General features: G+C 45.7%; 12 protein-coding genes and 1 pseudogene. 5 read left to right on the forward strand and 8 right to left on the reverse strand.

Annotation, left to right across the window (positions count from 1 at the left end):
* Positions 1-10: 10 nt before the first annotated feature.
* Complete coding sequence (locus CWB99_RS21630; protein WP_283235351.1) at positions 11-133, reverse strand: nuclear transport factor 2 family protein; 123 nt, start codon at positions 131-133, stop codon at positions 11-13.
* A 433-nt stretch (positions 134-566) separates the two neighbouring features.
* On the opposite strand from CWB99_RS21630, the gene katG reads away from it, so the two are divergent.
* A complete protein-coding gene (katG, locus tag CWB99_RS21635) occupies positions 567-2,876 on the forward strand; it encodes a catalase/peroxidase HPI (protein ID WP_138549927.1) in 2,310 nt (769 codons plus the stop codon).
* A 63-nt stretch (positions 2,877-2,939) separates the two neighbouring features.
* Here the strand turns inward: katG and CWB99_RS21640 are convergent, their stop codons facing one another.
* Positions 2,940-4,124 (reverse strand): GTP-binding protein, encoded by a 1,185-nt coding sequence (locus tag CWB99_RS21640; protein ID WP_171045428.1) that lies wholly within the window; start codon positions 4,122-4,124, stop codon positions 2,940-2,942.
* A 291-nt stretch (positions 4,125-4,415) separates the two neighbouring features.
* On the reverse strand, positions 4,416-6,044 hold the full coding sequence (locus tag CWB99_RS21645; RefSeq protein WP_138549925.1) for a methyl-accepting chemotaxis protein: 1,629 nt from the start codon (positions 6,042-6,044) through the stop codon (positions 4,416-4,418).
* Positions 6,045-6,670: 626 nt separating this feature from the next.
* Between CWB99_RS21645 and CWB99_RS21650 the strand changes: the two genes are divergently transcribed.
* Entirely contained in the window at positions 6,671-9,667 is a 2,997-nt protein-coding gene (locus tag CWB99_RS21650) for a hypothetical protein (RefSeq protein ID WP_138549924.1), read from the forward strand.
* A 134-nt stretch (positions 9,668-9,801) separates the two neighbouring features.
* Positions 9,802-10,188 (forward strand): thiol-disulfide oxidoreductase DCC family protein, encoded by a 387-nt coding sequence (locus tag CWB99_RS21655; protein WP_138549923.1) that lies wholly within the window; start codon positions 9,802-9,804, stop codon positions 10,186-10,188.
* A gap of 8 nt (positions 10,189-10,196) precedes the next feature.
* On the opposite strand, the gene CWB99_RS21660 is transcribed toward CWB99_RS21655, so the two are convergent.
* Together CWB99_RS21660 and CWB99_RS21665 are read right to left on the reverse strand one after the other, a co-directional pair.
* Positions 10,197-11,060 carry a lipase secretion chaperone gene (locus CWB99_RS21660; protein WP_138549922.1) on the reverse strand — a complete coding sequence of 288 codons (864 nt, stop codon included), beginning with the start codon at positions 11,058-11,060 and terminating at the stop codon, positions 10,197-10,199.
* Positions 11,057-11,974, reverse strand: coding sequence for a lipase family alpha/beta hydrolase (locus CWB99_RS21665; protein ID WP_138549921.1), 918 nt, complete (start codon positions 11,972-11,974; stop codon positions 11,057-11,059). The genes CWB99_RS21660 and CWB99_RS21665 overlap by 4 nt, the downstream gene beginning before the upstream one ends.
* A 586-nt stretch (positions 11,975-12,560) precedes the next feature.
* Here CWB99_RS21665 and CWB99_RS21670 point away from each other — a divergent pair.
* Entirely contained in the window at positions 12,561-13,100 is a 540-nt protein-coding gene (locus CWB99_RS21670; RefSeq protein WP_138549920.1) for a serine hydrolase, read from the forward strand.
* A 158-nt stretch (positions 13,101-13,258) separates the two neighbouring features.
* Here CWB99_RS21670 and CWB99_RS21675 read toward each other — a convergent pair whose 3' ends face one another.
* From CWB99_RS21675 to CWB99_RS21685, 3 genes and pseudogenes are all read right to left on the reverse strand, one after another.
* Positions 13,259-14,836: a HEAT repeat domain-containing protein gene (locus CWB99_RS21675; RefSeq protein WP_138549919.1), complete on the reverse strand. Its 1,578-nt coding sequence runs from the start codon at positions 14,834-14,836 to the stop codon at positions 13,259-13,261.
* A gap of 49 nt (positions 14,837-14,885) precedes the next feature.
* The gene (locus CWB99_RS21680) at positions 14,886-15,857 is read right to left on the reverse strand and encodes a hypothetical protein (protein ID WP_138549918.1); all 972 of its coding nucleotides are present in this window, start codon (positions 15,855-15,857) and stop codon (positions 14,886-14,888) included.
* 574 nt (positions 15,858-16,431) lie between these two features.
* Positions 16,432-16,587, reverse strand: a pseudogene (locus CWB99_RS21685) (IS4 family transposase); the annotation flags it as partial.
* A gap of 231 nt (positions 16,588-16,818) precedes the next feature.
* Between CWB99_RS21685 and CWB99_RS21690 the strand changes: the two are divergent.
* A complete protein-coding gene (locus CWB99_RS21690) occupies positions 16,819-17,163 on the forward strand; it encodes a hypothetical protein (RefSeq protein WP_138549916.1) in 345 nt (114 codons plus the stop codon).
* Positions 17,164-17,913 lie beyond the last annotated feature (750 nt).

Here is a 17,913-nt window from a genome sequence, read left to right on the forward strand (position 1 = left end):
TCCCGGTCTATTACTTACTCTTGGCGACAAACGTTTTAGTCACAATTCGCCAAGCGCCTTCACGCTTATACATCACCAGATAATCTATATAGTGCGTTTTTGGTGTATGAAAATCCATTTTTACCATAGCCAGATTTGCAACGAAAAGTCACAGCCTGGTTGTTTCTAAAAACCTAACAGCAAAGCCGACACTGCTCAAGCTTATATGCGGTAAAAGGCATTAACTATACGCCAATGGGAGTTAACGTTACTTTGAAATAGATATACCTTATCTCATACACATCGAAGATCATTGCATCGAAGCGTGTAGATGTATCACCTTTAGGCCTTTTTTGCTTTGCGATCCCCTTTCAACCTGCCTGTCACTTTACATCTGACAACCTTAACCAGCGACGCCTCATGCACCAAAAATACAACCATTGATTTTTACGAATACGAGCATCTATAAATTCCATTAACAATTTTGCAAACCCGTAACTATACTCGCTGAGAATTAAGTAGATGTACTGGCGGCTGGGTAGGGTTTGGCTGGTCGGCAGGCGTTTTAAAAAAATAAGGTAACCACTATGACCACAAAAATATTTCAAAAATCAGCCTTGGCAGCGCTGGTAAGTTTAGCGGTAACGGGCCTCAGCGCCTGCGCCAGCAACGACGACTTGCAACAAGGCAGCCAGTCTAATGGCGAGATCAGTAAACCGAAAGGTGCTGTTGGAAGCGGCACTGTACCTATGGGCGTGGCCAAATCCAATCAGTTTTGGTGGCCGGATCAACTTGATCTGTCTCCTCTGCGCGACCACGACGGCCGCTCCAACCCACTTGGTGAAGATTTTGACTATGCCATGGCATTCAATCAGTTAGACATGGCAGCGCTGAAACAAGATATGAACGAGCTACTCACTACATCACAAGACTGGTGGCCTGCCGACTGGGGCAACTACGGGCCACTGTTTATTCGCCTGGCCTGGCACAGCTCGGGTACCTATCGTACATTAGATGGTCGTGGTGGTGGTGATGGCGGTCAGATGCGCTTTGACCCGCTCAACAGCTGGCCAGACAATGGCAATCTGGATAAAGCCAAGCGCCTGTTGTGGCCGCTTAAGCAAAAGTATGGAGAGCAAATTTCCTGGGGCGACTTGATGATCCTGGCCGGTACCGTTGGCCTGGAAAACATGGGTTTTAAAACTTATGGCTTCGCCGGTGGGCGCACCGACGATTGGGAACCAGACTTAGTCTACTGGGGCCCTGAGGTTGAAATGCTGGCCAGTGATCGCGAAGAAAAAGATGGTAAATTACAGCGCCCGCTGGGTGCAACACACATGGGCTTAATTTACGTGAACCCGGAAGGCCCCAAAGGTAAACCGGATCCTGTGGGATCGGCCAAAAACATTCGCGTGGCGTTTGGTCGTATGGCCATGAATGACGAGGAAACCGTGGCGCTTATTGCCGGTGGTCACACCTTTGGTAAAATGCATGGCGCGCGCAAAGCCAGCAAATGTGTGGGTAAAGAACCCGGTGGTGCAGCAATTGAAGAGCAAGGCCTTGGCTGGAAAAACAACTGTGGTAAAGGCCACTCTGAAGATACCGTCACCAGTGGCCTGGAAGGTGCGTGGACTCAGGCGCCTACCCGCTGGACTACGCTTTACCTGCAAAACCTGCTGAACTTTGAATGGCAGCAAACACGCAGCCCGGGCGGTGCCATTCAGTGGATCCCAACCGATGAAGCGTTGCATACCTCAGTACCCGATGCGCATGTCAAAGGTAAGTTCAACTCACCGGTAATGACCACGGCCGATCTGGCGCTGAAGTATGACCCTGAGTATCGCAAAATTGCCGAGCGCTTTTTGGCTAACCCGGAAGAATACCGCCTGGCATTTGCCAAAGCCTGGTACAAACTCACACACCGCGATATGGGCCCGCGTACCCGCTACCTGGGTAACACCGCACCTGATGAAGCCTTGATCTGGCAAGATCCCGTCCCGGCGGTCGATCATGCTCTAATCAATGAATCCGATGCCAGGGCAATCAAACTGGATATTCTGCAAACAGGGATCAGCGTACCAGCACTTATTCGCACCGCCTGGGCCTCTGCTGCCAGCTTCCGTGCTTCGGATATGCGCGGTGGTGCCAATGGCGCCCGCATTATGCTGGCGCCGCAAAAAGACTGGCCCGTTAACAATCCGGATGAACTATCGTCAGTTTTAAATCAATTGCAAGCTGTACAGGCGCGCTTTAACCGCGCAGCCGGTGGTACTAAGCAAGTCTCTATGGCCGATGTGATTGTACTGGCAGGCGCCGCCGCAGTTGAACAGGCAGCCAAAAACGCCGGTATTACGGTGTCTGTGCCCTTTACCCCAGGGCGCACCGACGCAACTCAGGCACAAACCGATGTGGAATCATTCGCGCTGCTTGAGCCAAAAGCGGATGCGTTCAGAAACTACTTTGACGTGAACGCCAGCTACCGCTCACCAACCGAAATGTTGGTTGATAAAGCCGATCAGCTTAATCTAACTGTGCCAGAAATGACGGTGCTGCTGGGTGGTTTACGTGTACTGGGTGCCAATGCCATGGACTCTCAGCACGGCGTATTTACCGATAAAGTGGGCACGCTCAACAACGACTTTTTCGTCAATCTGCTGAGCATGTCTCATCAGTGGCAAAAAACCAGCCAGGCCGGTTTATACGAAAGCATTGACCGCAGCACAGGCAAAAAGCGCTTCACGGCCACCAGTGTGGATTTGATCTTTGGCTCAAACTCAGAGCTGCGCGCCGTGGCCGAAGTCTATGCCTATGACAACGCCCAGCAAAAATTTGCAGAGGACTTTGTTAAGGCCTGGCACAAAGTGATGCAGCTGGACCGCTTTGATTTGCGCCATTAGTTGTAATCCTACCCAAAATCTCAGCGCCTGCATCGCAGGCGCTGACGCTTTTTCTAAAACAACTCAGCCAATGGGACAGGTTACACGCCCTACAGCGACAACCTGACCATGCTGGCGGACCTCGAATTTTACACCCGCTTTCATCGCCATGGATTTGCTTAGCCTGACAGTCACGTTAAGCTCATCGCCCGGCACCATCATTTCAATGTCCCGAGGCCAGCTCGCTGTGCCTGCCACGTCCAGGTAATGCAGTCTAAAGTCACCTTCAAATCCATTGTACAGAGGCGTTTTACGTCCGCCCTCATCGCCGGTCAAACAATAAAGCAGCGCTTCGAAACGTGTATATGGCTTAATTGACCCGTTTTTACCGAGCACCATACCTTCTTCGATATCTTCTCTATCGATCCCTTTTAAGCCTACAGCAGCCAATTCAGTGGCTTGTGCGCTGTCTTTAAGCCTTCGCTCGACCTCAATACTGGAACATCGTGTGTGCTGAGTATCCCGAATACCCACAAGTTCCAGCTCGTCGTTTTTATAAAGCGTGCCACTTGTTATTCTGCTGCGCGCAAGTGTATCGCGCCAACTTACCATAAAGATATCTTCAACAGGCATCACAAAGGGCTGATCCTTCAGAGGCACAGGCGGAACAACATAGTCTTCCATTGCCTGGACTAACGCTTTGATGCTGTTTTCCCATTTGGGGTCTCCTTCAAGCGCTTTTTCAGCCGAGCCCACAATCACCGGGCTCAAAGCTCTGTCATACCCCGCCTCTTCTAGCTGCTCTGTGATTAGAGACGCCATCTCACTGATAAACTCTTCGTCGTGTATCAAGTCGGCTTTATTAATATAAACAATGACATTACTAATACCCATCGAGCGCAGCAGCCTGAGATATTCATCCGTTTCGCGATTAAAGCCGACATCAATGCTAACCACAAGGATAGCGGTGCCCATCCTCAAATGGCCTGTGATCAGCCCTTTAGCATAGTCCATATAATCGGGGCAGTCTGAATGAAAGTAAACGTACGATTTTGAAGCATAATCGACCATTGAGCTACGGCAAGTTACACCAGTATTTGTGGTGTACTCAGGCGCATCGTCGATTGAGGCAAAGCTCTGCGGTGCTGATAAGTGCTCTTTTGCTAACACATACGTTATCGCGGCAGTTAAGGTCGTCTTACCATGCCCTTTAGCGCCGATTGTGCCAACATAGATGTATGTTTTATCGTTTTCATGATTATCTGTCATTGTCGATTCCTTTGCAGCTTTTAGCCTAGTTCGCATCCATTATGAAGGGCGTTTTACTTTATTATCAATGACACAGTATTACACCAACCGGATAGCCAAGTTGTCTCTGGCTGGTTTGCAGGACTTAAAAAGGTAAATGATGAAGACAGCGCTGCCCGGATAGGCGATGAGTCCAGCCTGTTTTCGGGGTAAGAAAGCGCCGCCAGCGCAAGACATTCGGCGATTTCTTCGCGGGTATAATTTACTGCCGGGGATTTACACTTTTAACTCCCTGGCATCAAAGAGGTGCTATTACAATTTAAACTGCTCGACACTGGATTTGAGGCTGTGGGCCAGCTCACTGATATCATGACAGGCATGGGAGATTTGATTGGCTCCTTGTGTCATCTCAACACCGGCCACATTAATGTTCTCAATATTGCGATTGAGTTCCTCAGAGACCACAGACTGCTCATTACAAGCCGCCGCTATCTGCGTGCTCATTGCTGCAATGCTGTCGATCTCCTGCTCAATCTGGCTGATGGTTTGGCTGACCGTCTCGGTTTGCTCCACGCACACATCAATCCCAGTCTGACAGGTGCGTGTGGCTTCCCCGGTTTCTTTGGACTTTTGTTGCAAGTCACTGACAATTTCAACGATTTGTGTGGTTGATTCCTGAGTACGGCGTGCCAGTGAGCGCACTTCGTCGGCCACTACAGCAAAACCGCGGCCCTGGGCACCGGCACGGGCGGCTTCAATGGCAGCATTCAGCGCCAGCAGGTTCGTTTGCTCAGCAATTTCGCGGATCACGTCAACTACCACGTTGATATTCTGCGCGTTCTTTTCAAGATTAACCGCCAGCTCGCCCGCATGCGTTACGGTTTCTGCCACCGCGGAAATATGCGACATGCTGCTTGTCAGTGCCGTACTGCCCTCACGCGATTTCATATGGGCCTGGTTGGCAGACTCTGCCCCCATTTCTGTGCTCTGTGCCACCTCAGATACGGCAGCCTGCATCTGGGTCATGGCAGAGGCAACAGACTGCAATTCGTTTTGTTGATTTTCCATGCCTTTGGCGTTTTGTGCCGAGATCATATTTACTTCTTCAACCGCAGAAGAGAGCAAGATAGCGCTGTCATTAATTTTCACAACAAGGCCGTTTAACTGCTGACGCATTTTTTCCAGTGACACCAGCAATGAACCCAGTTCGTTGCTGCCTGCCGAGCCAATATCAATACGGGTACTTAAATCACCATTTGCAATGCTGCCAGCCAGATTCATGGCCTCTTCCAAAGGACGTCTGATAGCCCCGCTGAGCACAACACAGATCAGCGCAATCATCACAGCGCACACTAAAGTACAAATGATAATGGCCGTGATCACGGTTTTGACAGCGCCAATGGCTGATGACTCAGCATGTCCCACATTGTCACTGTTGATTTTCTCCAGCTCACTTAGCTCGTCCATGGCCTTGGCAAAAACGGGATAGCTGTTCAACACCGTCTCATTAGCACGGTTCACCTCACCACTGCGCACCAGCGCGTTAAAATCCGACGTAGCCGCCGCATATTTTCGCCAGGCAGACTCAAACGCTTCGAACTGGCGGCGCTCCTTTACGCTTACATTAAGCTGGCTGTACAGCGCAATTTTACGATTTACCCCGGCGCGTAAGTCACTCAAAATGCTCAGCCACTCGCTCATTTCGGGGTGGTCCGGGTTCATGGTGGCACCAAACTCATCTTTACGAATGGTGGTGAGCTCTATCTTTAAATCCTTAACGATTTCTACCGAAGGAATACTGGTTTGTACGATTGAATCAAGATCATCGCTGATCCCTCTCAGTCCGTTATAGGTCAACAAACTCACTGCGAAGAAAACAAAAAATACCGAAAAAAAGCTCAAACCTATTTGTTTGGTGATGGATAAATCTTTTATTGCCATGCTCTTTGTAAAGTTCCCTAATTTAACAATAATCCTGGTGAATAACCCCCCTAAGGTGAGTAAAAAGACGTTGTTTGGCGGCCGATATGAAACTGATAATCTCGTATAAAAAGCATATTTATTCAACATCCGCGCATACAACACACCTAAACAGTTTCAAAAATCGGGTTGTGACATATTTTTATTCAAACCAAGAACTCTATTTGAAAATTAAATTATAATCAGAAAAACTCATTTAAAATAACACTTTCATTGAGAACACTATCTTACACAATTAAAACACAGAGCGAACCACAAAAAACAAACAACCCCCAACACTCTGACAAAAAAACCACAAAAAATAAACAACACCAAAATCATATCAACATATTAAAGTTCATCCGATTATTACCCAGCAAACCTAATCAAACTGCAATATGGAAGTGAAAAATGCAGCTAAATTAGAAAAAACATCTAAACTTCACCACGTTAGTTAAAAAGAGTTGAGACTTTTACCACCTAAAAACAATATTTCTACACCTATCTTCACCACTACTTTCTTTAATGCACTTACTATGTTAAAAGGCATCATTCAACCTGTATAGTTTACAGCTATCATAACAACCAATCACTTAAAGGACATTTCTATGTGCGCACGTTCGCTTTGGTTTGCCATAGCATATTTGTTTTCTGCAAACGTATATGCCAGCGCTACAGAGCTATATAATAAACTCACACTCAATACGGCTACTATTCATAATATAGGTCTGGCTGGCAAATATACTTATGTTGTATTAAAAGGACTAAAGTATGAATTTCATCCTATGTACGGTGAAGTTAAGCTTCCAAACAATTGCTTAGCCTATTCTGTTGTAAAAGCACTACCCAATACCAATCGTCAAGATGGCGTGGGAGATAGTCCCAGATCTGGCTACTACTTGTTATATTTGGATAATCAAAAAAAGCAAAAAACAGGATGTGAAAATGCCCGTTTTGCAATAGGTAACCAAGTTGCTCTTTCCGTCGCGAAGGAAAACGCATTTAACGATAATGGTAATGGAGAAGTAAGCATAGGGTTAGCCGGTCAAAAAGCCTACTTTTCGACAAAAACATACGATATTAAACATAAACTTGTGGCACGACCACTATTAAACAGCTATCAATATCTGATTTCGCACGATGCTAAAAAGGCATATCGTATATCCGATATGCTGCGCAATCAGTATCGTGATGATAAAAACGGCACTGTGATCGAAGAGCAGGCCGTGACTTATTTTGTAGACTCCACTGACATTGCTGGGGCAAGCACAACAGGGGGGTTTGCGCTTGCTGGCTCCTATTACACTCATAACCCTTTACAGGAAACTTTGTTTTTTGAAAACACAGCAAAGATTACTGCATTTGGCATAGCGGGCAACAATACCTATATCACACTGCAACATCCTAAATATGAATTCGACTCAACCTATGATGTGATATACCCCGACATAATGAGTACACCGATCGATATTCTATCTACTCAGTTGAATACCAAAAGATCAGAAGTCACAGTTAATGGCCGCCGTGAAACCCGTCTGGAATCCAGTCTAGACAGTATCGTTGTATACCTACCGGGTACGCAAGGTTATAACTTTCATGTTGGTCAACATATCTATCTTTCAGAGCAATATGAGAACTCTGCAAAGGTCGTGCACCGAAGCTTGAGAAATCAGTATACTTATGTCGAGATTAGTAACCTCAAACGCCCTTTTAAGGCCGGGTATAATTTGTTACGTCCTATTAGGTCGGGCACGAGCGCCGGACAGTCTCTTGCCATTCACGCAATAAACAACTTGGGTGGTGGCAAGTATGGCATATACATTGTTGGCCGGTATGCTGACAGGTTTGCTCTGGACAGTACGGTAAGACTTGCTCCAGCGTTTAATCAATCGCTAAGCGCAAATAATAACGGTGTTTATATCAATGGTAAGCTGATTGATTCCAGAAATGGTGTGGTCGAGTTGAGCGGTAATTACCGTGTAGTAAAAGACACGTTGTCTGGCAGTAAAAATATAATTATGCCGATAGACCATGTGGTCAAGTTTTCTGAAAGTGCCCGAGTTGAAGTGCCTGCAGGGTTTTCTCTTACCATTAAAGGAACACTAGAGGCTGGTATGCACCGTATATTTTATGGTTCTGGGAAGATTAAAGGACAACCAAAAGCGAGCGTCTATGGTTATGATGATATAGCTTCAACCAGTCAAACTCCATTCAATGTGATACCGCAATGGTGGGGAGCGGTAGGCGATGCAATGACCAACAATTCAGCTGCTTTTCATCGCTTCTCAAACTCCATTCAGGACCACTGGACTATCTATATTCCAGCGGGCGAATATCTTCTAAACAGTGGTGGCTTTTCAATTGAAGGCAAGTCACATGTTGAAATATTTGGAGCGGGCAATCACGAAAGAAAAGCCGATACCGATGAAAGTTACACCGCCAGCGAGCAGCTTTACCTGCCAAACGTACGCTGGTCAAGTAAGCCAGTCACCCGCTTGAGACCTGCAAAACAAAGAATAACAAATGAATTTGGCATTGAGGGAATTGGCAACCCTGCTCCATATCCCAACCGAGGTCCTGAGCAAATCGAAGCTGTGCCTTACTTTACCACCTTAACTATTGACAGTGGTCATGCGATTTCGCTTCGCGATATGGTAATTGAGACGCGCGGCAAGTTCTGGGGCGATACCGACCACCCTCAGCTTAGCTTTGACGCATATGGCAGGCTTAAAGCGCAATGGGCCAAAAATGCTGGAGGTTCAGCCTTGCTTGTTTCGCGTTCAACCGATGTGACTCTCTCCAACCTAGATGCGCGACTGGCTGGCTCCGTGGCTTCAGTATACCTGTCGTCCAATAACCGCGTAACACTTAACTACGTATTCGCAAATGCCGGTAGCTATGGGTATGCAAGCTTTAACCCAGACAACTGGGTTGATGCAAATATCAACAAAAATGGCAAATATACGTTTAATTACTGCTCATCCGCCGCGGAGAATGGACTTGGAACCATATCGGGTAAAGGGGGTATTGTGATTGAAGGTGACAACCAAAACGTACCGAAAGTGACTGTGACAGGCGGTCTTTACCGAGATGCCCAGCCAGGTTCTGACTTCCTTGATGGAGGTAATGGGATCTCTTCCGATACAGCCAACTTGACGGTGACGAATGTTGACCTGGTAAACAACATGACAGCATTGCGCCTAACTGCGAAAAGTATCACGGAAAAGCTCACCACGAATATCTCTAACAGCCGGTTGCTCAACAATCGTGCGGCAGGTATTTATGCAAAATTCATAGAAGCACAACAGCAAGGTGAGGACCCCAGTCACAGTATCATGCTAAGCAATTTAGAGATAAAAACGAACAATAGCTCTGTGTGGAGTCAGTTTCCAAGTGCTCAGCCCTTATTGTTGGACAAATCTACAAACTTTATTATCCATGCTCTATATCCAATCAGTATCAACTTGAAAAACAACAAGGTGTCTGGTGGTGAATATGGGATGAGCATAAGCACCAGAGAACATACAATCCAACCGACTTTTAGCTGTGAGAACGACAGCCCGACCAATTGGGGAAAGCTCAGACTACCAATGAAAGGGTGTTAACCTATAAGACAGCAAAATTACTTTTAAGGGTGGCACTACCGCCCCCTTAACACCTAAGCAGATCGGGTAAGGCTTACTGCCTGATCCGCTTCTGTGATTAATGCGTATGGTGCTAAAAACCCCCGGATAAACTAATGAGCGAACTCACCATATTTTATGACGGCACCTGCCCTTTGTGCGTTAAAGAAATGACCGCGCTGACTAAACGAGATAAGGCGCAGCGCATTAAGACGGTCGATATTTTCAGCGACGATTTTGCCCATTACCCCGGCATTGACCCGGATAAGGCAAACACAGTTTTGCACGCGCTGGATGCCAAAGGTAACCTGTTGCTGGGTCTGGATGTTACACATCAGGCGTGGCGATTAGTGGGAATGGGCTGGTTGTATGCACCATTGCGATGGCCCGTCATCAAACCCATCGCTGATAAGTTTTACTTACTGTTTGCCAAAAACCGCTATCGCATCTCTTACTGGCTGACTGGCAAGTCCCGTTGCGACAGCGGTGTGTGTCGAAAATAAGCGCAGCGTTAATCATTACCCAATAGTACCGCCAGGCGCTTTTGCTCATTTTCACTAAACAGTGCCTGCTCAAGCGCGGCGATTTTGGCCTGACTTGTCCCGTCTGAATAACGGGCAAGGAGCGCTTCGCGTTGCTCTTTATAGTCCGCCACCCTTTGTGCCCAACGCGTTTGTGTCTGCCTTGCTTGCATCAGGCGCTCTGCTGCTTCATCCCCATACCTGGCGCTGAGCTGGTTGTAGTCCATGGTTTTCCAGCTTTGTTTTAATGTGACCAGAGTTTGTGTTGCCATTATGGTCTCACGCTCCTCTTGCGGCAGCTGGCTTATATGTGCATCCATTAACTCATCACGCGTCTGCTCGCTGAGCGATTGATCAGACAGAATTTGCCAGCGCTCCAGTGTCTGCGCATTCCAGCGGTTCTCATCCGCAAACCAGGCCGCGATCACCTCATCTGAAAAGTGCTGACCCTGAAGCGTTTGCAGCGCCTCAAAACGCTCGTTAACCCTAAGATTGCTTGGAACTTCAGTCAGCGCCTGTTTATAGTTCATGTAGTCATGGGCCAACTCTTGCAAACACAGCGGTAAACGATGTGTATATTGAGCCCAGTTTTGCTCCAGCTGTTCGCTTTGCAAAGCTAAGATCCAGTCATCAAGCTGATGTTTGTGTGCTTTAACGATTGCGCCGCAATGCTCTGCCTGTGCTGGCATCGCGGCGTTGGATTGTTGCTCAATCATGTGTGGCGCCTCTGTCACCGGGCGCTGACTTGTCGCTGCGACATGAGTCTTGCCTGTACTGACTGGCTGTCCAGCCAGATACCAAAGCCAGGCACAAAGCCCGATACAACTGAGTGAGAGCAGACGCCAGTGTCTCATAGATTCAGACCTTTCAGACGACGAATGTGCTGACGATAAATCGTGAGTGGATCGGTCTCGAATAAATGGTGAATACCAATAGTCTGATTAACCTGATCCAGATGATTCATCTTGAAGTTGTTACCAATCACATATCCCAGGTTACTGGAGCAAGCCGAGACCAGGCCATCATTGGCTTCGTCAAATACGCCGGAGAAAAGCAACAGAGCATTGTCGGCAGGATCCAACAAATTCGTCCAGGCACGGCTGCCACTCCATGAGAAATAGTAGACGCCATTGTCGGCCAGCATATCGCCCTGGCCACAATAGTTAGCAGGCACGCCTTCTGGATACTTTTGATTAAACGCGAGTGTTCCTTCAGTGGTCAGAGCCTCGAGTGCTTCAAGCGCATCTTTAGGTGCCGTAGGTTTACCCGACAATAAGTCAATTAGGCCAGCCAGACCATTAGCTAATGACGCTAAGAACTGCTCCGAGAACGACCCCTGATCGACCCCCCCACGCACCACATCAGCAAAACGGCTGCCCCAGTTTACGCCACCAATGCTGGTCACTGAGGCCACCCATTGAGGTTTAACCGACGCCACGTAACGAATGGTTTGCGCGCCCTGACTATGACCGATCAGATTCACTTTGTCTTTACCAGTGAGGGCTCGGATCAGTGCAACCTGCTCAAGCAGCTGCTCGCCTCGCAGCTCAGAGTTATGCGCAGACGACACTTCAGCTACATAGACGTTACCGCCCTCCTGACGGATTACAGAAGGCACGCGATAGAAATAATCCACGCCCAGCAGATTGTCGAAACCAAACAGACCATGAACCAGTACCACGGGATATTCAAGCTGATCACTGCTGTGCGCCGTATGCGCAAATAGTGACATGATACTTAATAGAAGGGTCAATGTTATTCTTTTCATTTATTTGCTCCAAAAGTTACAATTTAGCAACAAAAGGCTAGCTTATTGTGGTAGGAGGTCAAGCCAGATAGAACAAAAAAACACTAAATTGCACTGGTTCAATTAATGAGCTCTGCGCAACCCTTTGAACACGCAAATATAAAACTCTTATATATCAACAATATTTGTATAAATGAAAATCAATTTTTTACCAATAAGTGTGATGATGCGTTTCGTTACACATAAGGTGATTGACCTATCAACGTAGTTAGGTTTTTTACTCAAAGCTTGCCAGGGCGACGCCAAACCGCCAGCCAGACTGAGTCTAAGTCGAAGGTAAATATGATTTATCTGGTTTAACCAATATGACTGAGGACGCACGATACATTTCTTCGCAAAAGACGTTTGGTTGCTCGTCCGTTGCGCCGCTTTTTCTCATTGTTAAAACCACTAATTCTTCGTAAATCTGGCTATATTTCGAAAGAAAAAGCCGTATGTGTTTTTAATGAACAACATCAACACATTGATAAATAAAAACTTTAAAGTTGGTATATTACTTGTTACGGATGGTGTTATCTTCAAAACGAAAATGCATAACGGAACTATCATGTACAAGAACAACAGAGTCTTACTATCCACCTTATTCTGGTTTGTCACCTTACTATGGTCGTCACTGGCAAAAGCGGAGCCGGTAGACAAACTTATTAAGGCACTGATGAAAGAAAGGCACATTCCGGGTTTACAGCTGGCAGTGATTAAAGATGATAAAATTGTTAAGCAGGGCAACTATGGCTTTGCGGACTTACAGCATCAGGTGCCTGTGACAGATAAAAAAGGGTTTAAAGACTTTGCCACGGTATTTGCACAAGCACAGCAAGACACGGACGTAACATATGATTTGGAGCTCCTGGTTGAGTGGGGTAACAAGCTGGTGAAGAATGGTCGGGTTGATGATGGTATTGCAGTGTTTGAATTCGCACTAACTCAAAATAATGAACAACCATACTATCATAGCAGTGTTGCTGAAACCTATGAGCTAAACAAGCAATATCCACTGGCACTAAAGCACTATCAGCAAATACTGACAATAAACCCAAACAGTCAGTATGCCAAAAATAAAGTCGCGGCTATCAAGGGCTATTTATAACTCTGGCTACGTAAAAAATCACATGCAGGCATATAGCCCTGGCATTTTTTAACCTGTCCGTAAAAGGCTGAACTCAATACATAGTTTGGGGTCGCAGGAATAACAAACAACACTAGGTTGAATGAGTGGCGATATAACCCCGCCACTCATGCTGATTATCACCGGATAACAGTGGCCAGTCGCTTTTTAATAATTGGGTGTGTTGTTGTTTGATAAAACTCCGTCAGCTTTTCTATATTCTCACTGGATAGCGCATAACCTGCCCGTTCATACGTTCTTATAAATGCATCGATGGCATTGACATCAGACGTGCCAGCCAGACTGGCAATAACCTGATCTTGGTATGCTTCGTTGTGCGCAAGCGATTTAATCGCATTTCGCCTGACTTGTGTATCAATATGGTGCAAATAATCAGGTAGCCTTTCAATCAGGGCTGGATTTTTGCTATTCGCAATCGCGAGTATGGCCGTTGACAGTTGCTGAGACTCTGTCAGTTTACGATTCAGGAAACGCGCTACCTGCTGAGATTGTTGGGGAGAAAACTTGCTCATTGTGCCAATACTGAGCAGTGCCACATCGGCAAGCGCCTGCTCGGCGGTATCGTCTGCAACAGATTGCAAACTGGCAAATGCGACATTAGACGCATTTTCTATTCGCCCAAGCGCCATCGCGACTTTCTGCAATGACGACTGGCTGAGATCACGCTCCGTCAGCAGATCAGCAAGCGTTTGCTCGGCCTCCAGTGTCTGCGCTTTTTGCAATGAATAAATCAGTGCTGAGCTCAAGCCTGCGTGGTCCTTCAGGTACGCTTTTAAAGTGCCGTAATCATAATTTTCCAGCATAAACTGACCTATCGCTTTTGCCACAGCGGGATCTAAAGAATCAGCCAGTTGTTCCAGCTGCTTCAGAAAGTTTTCAGCGGTGATCTCAACAAGAGCCGATTGATTATCCGGTGACATAATGCCTTTATTATGAGAGGCGTCCCAGTTCGTTTGATCTGTATGCATATGCTCGATAGGTAGTATAGTGACCGTCTGTATAACTTCATACTGTTGAGTACCCTGGTGCAAAATTTGTTGATTGCTATAGTCCAGTTTTTGCAGATTTGGCTGATTTGCTACCCTGTTATCTGAGGGTTTTAAGGTAAGCCCCCAACTTTCTTGCTCCTGTTGATCTTGCTGTCTTTGTTGTTCTATTTTTACCCGACTTATTGTATTACCACTCTTTTGAAAACGGTATGTGCTCTTACCCAACGCATCTGTAAACGTCAGTGGCTCTGTTAGTGAATAACTCATTAAATCGAGCACTTTAGGCAACACCCATAATGGGTGCGCTTGAGTCAGCCCGAGCATATCTGATTGGGTAAATTGTTGCCCGTTATAAGAAAAGTAAAAAGGCAGCTGCTGGGGCATCGGCTGAATTTTGCTGTCAGAAATAAACTCGATATCTGTTAACAATGCGGGCGATACTGAAGAGGGATCTGTATTAGGATAAAAGTACATTTTCCAGGATAAATCCGAGTGCGCATACGCAGTGCCTTTTTCGCTCAGTACCGCAGATTGAATAACGACCTGATAACCTGAAGTCTGTACCTCACCTAAGGTATTTTTAATATCACCAGTTTCGAGCGAATCAACTTCTGAACGCTCATTAACACGCTGGTATGTCCCACTGAATACAAAAAACACGATCCCCAACAGACTTAAGAAAGCCAGTGTAATAATTATTCTTTTCATAACGCAATCTCGACATGGTGGCCTTGTTCAGGCCACCAGTTACAACAGTTTATAAATTTTCCCAAACAGGGCTCGCGTATTCGTAAAGGACGGTTTCACGCTGGTACAGCGGATCCCATTTCATTACATCTACGTTAAATTGCAGCAGTCCCCAGAGCTTTTTGCAGTAAGCCTGAATTTTGCCGTCTCCACCTGTCAATTTAGTGCTGACCTTTAACTCCAAAAAGCCTTGCTCTATCACCACCTCGTCTTCAACGATACGGCGCACACCAGCTTCTACATACCCTTTGCCTTTTACTTTAAGCAGATTAACCTTACCTTTTACGCCAGCTTCTGATATGCCGTGACCGAATGAACCATAAGCGGAGCTAGATACAACACCACCAACATATGGCTCTACAGACGCATAGATATAGTCTGGGCGTCTAACGCCTTCGGCTTCGAAAGGCACTTCATTTCCATGCCCACCAATTACTCCACCTACCGTGAATTCAGCACCTGCTTCGATACCCGCACCAAACTTAACGCCAAGCTTTAGCAAGCCCAACGGGTCTAGTGGCAATTCCACTTTAGGCTTAACCGGTTCAGGGATCAGATCAAAGTAGTATTCAACGGGGTAGGTGATCGACGCATCCAACAAATCATCGCAGTTTGGTTTAATACTCGCGACAGTGTCATCTCCAACTGTAAAGTTGAAGTTCATACCCTGAGTACAATCAAGCTTGCTGGGATTAAATGAAAACTCCAGCTCACCAATCGACATCTTAAAATCGCGATTGTGCAACTTTAGCCAGTTCCCTGCTTGATAAAACCCCTGTGTTGCCCCATTCTCAACCTTATCAACATACATCCAGCCTTGTTGATCTCTATATTGATGAGACTGGCCGATTACCCGATTCTTCTGAATGGTCCGGGCGTTACGTTCAACATAACCCGGGTCTTTGTACAGATACGCTTCCGCTGCCGGAGACAGTGTGATTGCACAGAGCATGCCCAACAGTGCAGCAAATTTAAACTTCATAATTTCCTCATTAATTTATTAGTATTTTCGAATTTCATTTCTACAGATGTTGCGCAACGGGAACAAAATAACCCACGATCTTTACATTTACTTTTCAAAAGTACCTTTTAGTGGGAAATGAGGTGTTTGTATATATGATGTGTAAAAAAACTAGCACTATAGTGCCACACTTGTTTTGCTTTGAATTTATTAGAGTTTTTACCCTACTGAATACACTTTCAGCTGCACTGTACTGTCACTTTTGTAGCATGCAGCCTTGTGGACAAAATCAATAGTTGCAACAACAGCAACGCTATTCGATTATAGAACTGCATGACAGACTTGAAGTTAATTGCTCCGTGAATACTTGTCATGTTCTGTGTAAAGGCTTGCTGCTCCGCAGAGCAGGCCTCAGTGGTGTTTATAAAAAAGAATGCTAAGATGCAGGGCATTTTCAAAAACAGGTTAATTTAAAATTTAGCCATAGTGCGCCCGGTAAAACAGTTGGCAGTCCTGCCAGATAGCCAAAGTACCCAAAATACAATTAGAATAGGTTCGACGCTGAGTGGAATACATTTATCAAGCAGGCCCTCTATGGAAGGGTAATGGCAAGTTCATCAAGGAACAACTGGTGCGACTGAGGTGAGTTATATTGAGCAAACGTGAAGGTACGCTCATGCACTATCATTGAGCGTCCCTCAATGCTGACGGAAGCACGCAAAGTCATCAGCCGCAGTTGTTCGCGCATATCGTGTAGGATAGTGATATCACGCATGGTGTTGCTATCTATTTGGTTTTTTGGCGAAATAAACTAGATAAAACAATACCATGCGTGTCCATCATATTGATTTTAATTATGATTATCTGGGTATTTCTCAGACTGGAGCTTTATTTTCTTAGACAATGAATAATCGCATTGACAAATTCGTATAGTCACTCTAGCCTAGCCTCTTTATGATTACTCAATAGAGGGCATCAACTTATGCCTACACTGATTTTAGTCTTACTTTTTATTATCTGCTTTCCCTCTTTTGCCGCAGTAGGTGACAGAGTCAGCTCCCAGACACTGTTGATTAACAATGTCAGAGTACAGCTTTATCAAGGGGATGCCTACTTGTATTTTTCTCCTGTCGGAAACGATTGGTCTACGCCGGATTGTCCGGGAACTAAGTTCGCGTATATAAAAGAAAGCGAGGCCGGTGCAAATTCAATTTTGTCTGTGGCATTAACGGCCAAAATGGCAAATACCCCTGTAAAATTCACAGGAATATGCGGAGATATCAGCGGCAGCTTGGGGTATATGCGGATCACGGATATATCCATGTAGTATTTGACGCTCTCTTATTATAAATAAAATATAGTTGTATCTTATTTTTTAGTCTCCAACTGAACAATGCCCGGTAATGCTTACCCGGCACTCTCAGGTGATAACAACAATGGCACTCATACTACTTTATCGTGATGAAATTCACGTCTGATAATCCCGGGTATATCGTGCACTTGTCTCTGGCATAAACCTCAACTCGCGCTTTAGTCGAGTAAGCCGTCAGAGCCAATGAAAGTAATGATTGCCCTATTGGGGTGTCAACTTTAAACTGCATGCGTTTAGCGGGCAGAGTATGGCAACTTCCCTCTTTTTCATGCAAAACTGTATCCGATGTAAATAGAATAGAACACATATCATACGTGTCTACATAGCCGCAATACACACTCTCTATCAAAGCATCTCTTACATGTACTGCTGCATTCGCAGTTCCTGATACAACCAGAGTTAACGCAAATATAATGTATTTCATAATTTCTCTTCTCTCATAACTTCAACATTTAAAAAAGTGAGTTTAAATCCACCTATTTTAATCATCGTCAGGCACTCGCTTTATTGTGTTCCTTGATCATATCATATACATAAAAAAGGTAGCCTGAAGCGAAAATAAGTACTACTGACAAAAAGGTTAATACTACTTTCCTGGGAAGAGTACTTGCATTAAATGCTCTAGTAAAAGCATAACCCCACATCACAAGCATAGTAATCATAAGACAAGCTTTTTCTATTGCTTGGCGTTGTTTCCTAAATCAT

The sequence above is a fragment of the Pseudoalteromonas rubra genome, from assembly GCF_005887095.1.
Classification (GTDB): Bacteria; Pseudomonadota; Gammaproteobacteria; order Enterobacterales; family Alteromonadaceae; genus Pseudoalteromonas; species Pseudoalteromonas rubra_E.

Bases quoted from the DNA above. Each gene is read 5' to 3' on its own strand.
- katG (WP_138549927.1), top strand. From the start codon at position 567: ATGACCACAAAAATATTTCAAAAATCAGCCTTGGCAGCGCTGGTAAGT.
- CWB99_RS21640 (WP_171045428.1), bottom strand. From the start codon at position 4,124: ATGACAGATAATCATGAAAACGATAAAACATACATCTATGTTGGCACA.
- CWB99_RS21645 (WP_138549925.1), bottom strand. From the start codon at position 6,044: ATGGCAATAAAAGATTTATCCATCACCAAACAAATAGGTTTGAGCTTT.
- CWB99_RS21650 (WP_138549924.1), top strand. From the start codon at position 6,671: ATGTGCGCACGTTCGCTTTGGTTTGCCATAGCATATTTGTTTTCTGCA.
- CWB99_RS21655 (WP_138549923.1), top strand. From the start codon at position 9,802: ATGAGCGAACTCACCATATTTTATGACGGCACCTGCCCTTTGTGCGTT.
- CWB99_RS21660 (WP_138549922.1), bottom strand. From the start codon at position 11,060: ATGAGACACTGGCGTCTGCTCTCACTCAGTTGTATCGGGCTTTGTGCC.
- CWB99_RS21665 (WP_138549921.1), bottom strand. From the start codon at position 11,974: ATGAAAAGAATAACATTGACCCTTCTATTAAGTATCATGTCACTATTT.
- CWB99_RS21670 (WP_138549920.1), top strand. From the start codon at position 12,561: ATGTACAAGAACAACAGAGTCTTACTATCCACCTTATTCTGGTTTGTC.
- CWB99_RS21675 (WP_138549919.1), bottom strand. From the start codon at position 14,836: ATGAAAAGAATAATTATTACACTGGCTTTCTTAAGTCTGTTGGGGATC.
- CWB99_RS21680 (WP_138549918.1), bottom strand. From the start codon at position 15,857: ATGAAGTTTAAATTTGCTGCACTGTTGGGCATGCTCTGTGCAATCACA.
- CWB99_RS21690 (WP_138549916.1), top strand. From the start codon at position 16,819: ATGCCTACACTGATTTTAGTCTTACTTTTTATTATCTGCTTTCCCTCT.